Origin of the sequence: Dyella sp. (assembly GCF_035508675.1) — a bacterium.
In the GTDB taxonomy this organism is placed as follows: Bacteria; Pseudomonadota; Gammaproteobacteria; order Xanthomonadales; family Rhodanobacteraceae; genus Dyella_B.
In genome coordinates this window covers 1-5,453 of record NZ_DATJMN010000075.1, presented here as the reverse complement: position 1 = coordinate 5,453, position 5,453 = coordinate 1, and the positions used below count along the sequence as shown (strand labels likewise).

4 protein-coding genes and 1 pseudogene are annotated in these 5,453 nt (G+C 62.9%); all 5 read right to left on the bottom strand.

Translation table 11 applies throughout. The annotated features are described in order from the left end of the window. Positions 1 to 344, bottom strand: a pseudogene (locus tag VMA74_RS04430) (hypothetical protein); the annotation flags it as partial. Positions 345 to 706: 362 nt separating this feature from the next. Continuing rightward, the gene (locus VMA74_RS04425) at positions 707 to 1,924 is read right to left on the bottom strand and encodes an AGE family epimerase/isomerase (protein ID WP_325365199.1); all 1,218 of its coding nucleotides are present in this window, start codon (positions 1,922 to 1,924) and stop codon (positions 707 to 709) included. Then, positions 1,921 to 2,898, bottom strand: a complete 978-nt coding sequence (locus VMA74_RS04420; protein ID WP_325365197.1) for a carbohydrate kinase — start codon at positions 2,896 to 2,898, stop codon at positions 1,921 to 1,923. Before VMA74_RS04420 ends, VMA74_RS04425 begins: the two co-directional genes overlap by 4 nt. A gap of 174 nt (positions 2,899 to 3,072) precedes the next feature. Further along, complete coding sequence (gene fucP, locus VMA74_RS04415; RefSeq protein ID WP_325365195.1) at positions 3,073 to 4,401, bottom strand: L-fucose:H+ symporter permease; 1,329 nt, start codon at positions 4,399 to 4,401, stop codon at positions 3,073 to 3,075. A gap of 16 nt (positions 4,402 to 4,417) precedes the next feature. After that, positions 4,418 to 5,453: LacI family DNA-binding transcriptional regulator (locus tag VMA74_RS04410; protein WP_325365193.1), on the bottom strand; the 1,036-nt coding region annotated here is incomplete at its 5' end.

The following is a 5,453-nucleotide window of genomic DNA, read 5'->3' as shown; positions in this document are numbered from 1 at the left end:
CGCTGCAGGGCGTCGGCAACGTTCGGATCGGGGAATTTGCCCGCCTCTTCAGCGGAAATGGAGTCGACGACGTTGACCGCATCCTGCTTGATCGACTGCGCGCGCTGGATGGCGGCGAGCTGTCCGGTAACGGTGATGGCGGTGAGGCTGGTGGATTTTTTCTTGTTGTCGGTTTTGTTGGTGCCCTTGCCGTCGGCGCTGCTGCCTGCACCTGACGGTGCGGCCGTGGATGCTGCCGGTGCGCTGGTTTGCGCGTGTACCTGTACGTTATAGCCGATCAAACTGGCGATACCCATCGCCGCCAGCGCCGAGCGCACCGAAAGCGCCATTGGATTGCGTTGCATCGATTACCCCTCCCGTTGGAACTACGTTGCCCACCACGAATAACGAATGCGATGTCGCGTGACACGGTGCCCTTCCTGCCGGCAGGTTTCATGTCGACGTCACACTCATCTCCACTGGAAAACGCCATGGCCCGCAAGCCATTTTTTCAGCGTTCGCCAGGCACGGCGCAAAACAAGGCTTGGTGCAAACTTCCCCGAAAAACCAGGCCGTGTTCCGGACCGTTTTCATTTGTCGTATTTTAGGATAATAAGGTTGAATGAGGCGCCACAAGCTGCGGCGCAGCATTTCCTGGGGCAAGAAAAAGCCCGCATTGCGCGGGCTTTTGGGGTGAAAAAAGCGAACGTGACAGTCATTTATCCCATCAAGGCTTGCCGCCATGGCGGATCAAGGCCATCACTTCATAGCACGCGCCCATGGTGTGGTAGTCCACCTTGCCTGCAGGACTTTTCTCGTCGCTGTACTTCTTGTTGTACTGCGTGAGGATGCGATACCACGCGCCGTATGTGTGATCGATGAAGTGCTCCCATGAGTACGCCCACAGCTTCATGTACCACTCGTCGTACTTCGCGTCGCCCGTGCGGGCGTGCAGCAGCGCGGCGGCAGCCAGCGATTCGGCCTGCACCCAGAAGTATTTGTCGCCGTCGCAAACGCTGCCGTCGGGCGCAAAGCCATAGCAGATGCCGCCATGTACCGGATCCCATGCGTGCGCGAGTGCGGTGTCGAACAAATGCTGCGCGGTGGGCAGAATCCATGCTTCGTTCTCGCCGCGTTCCTGCAGCATCGGTTCCATGATCATCAGCAGCTTCGCCCACTCGGTCTGGTGGCCGGGCTGGAAACCCCATGGGCGGAACAGGTGCTTGGGATCGTCGCGGTGGTAATCCCAGTCGATACTCCAGTCCTGGCGATAGTGCTCCCAGACCAGGCCATCAGCGAGCTTGGCCTGATGCTGCGTCATGCTGCGTGCGAGCGTGAGTGCGCGATCGAGGTAGCGAGGCTCTCTGCTGGCCTGATACGCGGCTAGCATCGCCTCGCACATGTGCATGTTCGCGTTCTGGCCGCGGTAGGTGCTGAAGTGCCATTGGGGATCGGCTTCATCGCGATAGAGATTGGCCTGCGCATCCCAGAAATGCGTTTCCAGCAGTTGCCAGGTTTCGTCCATCCATGCGGTCACGTCGGTGATGCCGGCTTTCAATGCGGTGGAGTAGGCGAGCAAGACGAAGGCCACGCCGTAGCAGTGGTTGGTGCGGTCGTCCGGCTTGCCATCGCGTAGCGTCCAGGCATAGCCGCCGGTGCTGGCGTCGCGGTGCACGTCGCGCAGGTAGCGCAGGCCGTGGCGTACCGCATCGAGGTATTCCGGCTTGCCGAATTCGATCGCCGCCATCGCGTAGTTGAAGACGAAGCGCGTGCTGCTCACCAGGTGCCGGTGTCTGGCGTCGTACACGGTGCCGTCATCGCGGAAATAGTGGAAGAAGCCGCCGTTCGGATCGATCGCACGCGGATGATAGAACGCCATGGTCCGCGCGATGTGTTCGCGCAGGAAGGTTTCGGAGCGGAAATCGGGGTGGGCCGGCGTAGTCATGCGTAGGTCTCCATGAAGTGTTCGACCTCGGTGGCGTGCGGCATGGCAGCGAAGGAGCCGTGCCGCGTCACCGCCACTGCGCCGCAGGCGCTGGCGAAGCGCAGCGCGGCGTGCAGGCGCGGCAACGTCGCCACCCAGGCATCGAGGTTGGCCGCCGTGATGGCCATGTTGGCGAACTGGTACAGCAGGCCGCCGACGAAGGCATCGCCCGCACCGGTGCTGTCGACCATCGGCACGTCGTAGCAGGGCAGCTCGCCTTGTACATCCGGATGGAACCAGCGCAGCGGATGGGAGCCATCGGTCACGATCAGCAGACGCGCATGGCCGGTCCACAGGCGTTGGAGCATCGCCTCCTCGCCCTCGGTGGCAAGCCAGTCGAACTCCTCGGCGCTCAACTTCACCACATCGGCCAGCAGCAACGCCGGCCATGTGTGCGGGCGCGCGTCGACGTTGCGCGGCCACAGCGCGGGGCGCAGATTGAGATCGAAGCTCACCAGCGCACCAGCCTGCCGTGCACGCCGCATGCCGGTAAGCGTGACTTCGGCGAGATCGGGGTCGGTCATGCTGTTGGAACAGACGTGGAACACGGCCGTATCGTTGAACGTCTGCGCACGAAAATGCTCGATGCGAAACAGCAAGTCGGCCGAAGGCGGGCGATAGAACGCGAAGCTGCGCTCGCCGCGGGCATCCAGGGTGACGAAGGCCAGCGCAGTGTTGGCTTCACCGGTACGCACGATGTCCGCAGTATCCACGCCGGCCTGCTGCAAGCTGTGCAGCAGGAAATCACCAAAGCGATCGAGGCCTAGCATGCCGGCAAAACGCGCATGACTGCCGAGCTTGGCCACCGCCACCGCGACGTTGGCGGGTGCGCCGCCGGCGAAAGGAGTGAAGTGACGTGCAAAGCCGTGGCCATCGCTGCCTTCGCCATGCATGTCGATCAAGGCCTCGCCGAAGCAGAGGATGGAACGTTTCATCGAAAGGATCCCAAGGCAAAAAGATAATTTGTTATTAGAAGGCTGCGCGCTGTTCGAAAATGGATGCGTGGTGCCCGATTCTTTTGGTGCTCCTCTGCTTGCAGCAGGAGTCCGGAAGGGGGACGAGTGTTCAGCCCGTTCCAGTCCTCCCGTGCAAGCAGGGGAGGGCGCGCGTCATTGGGAAGCCGGGGCAACCGGGGCGCTACGAATGTGCGAGCCTTTCGCTCCGTAGAACACGATGTAGGCATAGCACAACGCCGGCAGCACGAAGGCATGCTGGATGCCGATGGTGTCCGCCAGCGTGCCTTGCAGGAACGGCACCAGCGCGCCGCCGACAATCGCCATGATCAACAAGCTCGACGCCTTGCCGGTGAGCGGCCCCATGCGTTCGATGCCCAGCGAGAAGATGGTCGGGAACATGATCGAGTTGAACAGGCCGATCGCCACGATGCTGTACATCGCGGTGTTGCCGCTGGTGCTCATGGTGGCGATCAGCAGCAGCACGTTGATGGCGGCGAACACGGCCAACAGCTTGCGCGGCGACAGCTTGGCCAGCAGCACCGAGCCGATGAAGCGGCCGACCATCGCGCCGCCCCAGTAAAGCGACACGTAGTGCGCGGCGTCCTGTTCGCTCATATGGCCGATGTTCGGCTCGGCAATGTAGTTGACCAGGAAGCTGCCGATCGACACTTCCGCGCCCACGTAGAAAAAAATACCCAGCACGCCGAACAGCACGTGCGGATAACGCAGCGCATCGAGCAGCGTGTGATGGCCCGTATCGGCCTTCTCGGTGGTTTCCTCCAGCGTGGGCAGGCGGAACAGCCACACGAACAGCGCCAGCAGCACCAGCACCACGGCCAAGCCGATGTAGGGCGTCTGCACGGACTGGGCTTCCTGGGCGCGATAGAGAATCTGCTGTGCGGCTGAAAGCTGCGTGATCTCCGCGGCACTCTTCACTTGCGTGGAAAGGATCAGCAGGCTGCCGAACACCGGCGCGATAGTGGTGCCGAAGGAGTTGAGCGCCTGCGCCAGGGTAAGCCGGCTGGAACTGGTTTTCTCGGGCCCGAGCAGTGCCACGTACGGATTGGCGGCTACTTGCAGCACCGTGATGCCGGTGGCGAGCACGAACAATGCGCCCAGAAACGCCGGATACAAACGCAAGCCTGCCGCCGGCCAGAAACCCAGTGCGCCGATACCGGCAATCACCAGCCCGGCGACGATGCTTTTCTTGTAGCCCAGATGCGCCACTACGCGGCCCGCAGGCAGCGACATGAGGAAATACGCACCGAAAAAGGTGAACTGCACCAGCATCGCCTGCGCGTAGTTCAATTCGAACACCGCTTTGAGATGCGGAATCAGAATATCGTTGAGGCAGGTGAGAAAGCCCCACATGAAGAACACCGTCGTGATGACGGTGAGCGCGAGCGGGTAATACGTGTAGCGGTTGTCGGTGGACGTCGTCGACGATCCAGAAGACGGCGGTGTTACTGCAGTAAAAGCCATGATGGAATCCGTGTGATCAGGCGTGCGGCGGGCAACTGCTGGCGCGTATCAGCAATTGCACGGGAGCAATGGTTTGACGGGGGGGAGGAGCGGGATCCTTGACGCGCTGCAGGATCAGTTCCGCGGCTTGCCGGCCGCGGTCGCGTGGCGTCACCGCCAGCGTGGTCAGCGGCGGTGCGCTGACTGCTGCTTCGGCGATGTCGTCGAAGCCGGTAAGGGCGAAATCGCGGCCCGGCTGCAGGCCGCGCTGATGCAGGCCCAGCATCAGGCCCAGCGCCACCGCATCGTTGTAGCAAACGGCGGCGGTGGGCGCCTGCTTGCCCTTGAACAGTTGTTCGCTCTGCGCCACGGCATCCAGGCGGTTGGGGATGCATTCGACCATCCAGTTCGGTTCCACCGCGAGGCCGGCGTTTTTCATCGCTTCCATGTAGCCCGCGCGGCGCTGGCGGCAGGAGCTGGACCCTAGATGCCCGCCGTAGAACGCGATCAGCTTGTGGCCCTGGCCGATCAGGTGTTCGGTGGCCAGGCGCGCACCGCGCTGGTTGTCCAGGAACAGGCGGTCCCAGTGATCGCAAGCCGCCACGTCGCCGCTCACTTCGCGGTTGAACAGCAACAGTGGCGTCACCCCGCCGACGGCGGAAAGCAGTTGTTGCGCGTCGCTGCCTTCGGCCGGCGAAAGAATGATGCCGGCCGGCCCGTGCTCCATCAGCGAGCCGAGCACCGCCAATTCGCGCTCGGTGGACTCGCTGCTGCTGCCCAGCAAGGTCACGTAGCCGGTGTCGCCCAGCACCTCGTCCACGCCCGCGGCGAATTCCGCGAAGAACGGGTTGGCCAGGTCATTGAGGACCAGCGCAATGCTCGATGAGGTGCGCCGTCGCAGATTCGCCGCGGCGCGGTTGTACACATAGCCCTGGCGTCGCAGTTCTTCCTCGACGCGGGCGCGCGTGTGCTTGTTGACCAGCGGGCTGCCCCGCAGGACCAGCGAAACGGTAGCGCGGGAGACGTCGCAGCCCGCGGCAATGTCGCTCAGGGTGACCTTGCGGCCGACCGGC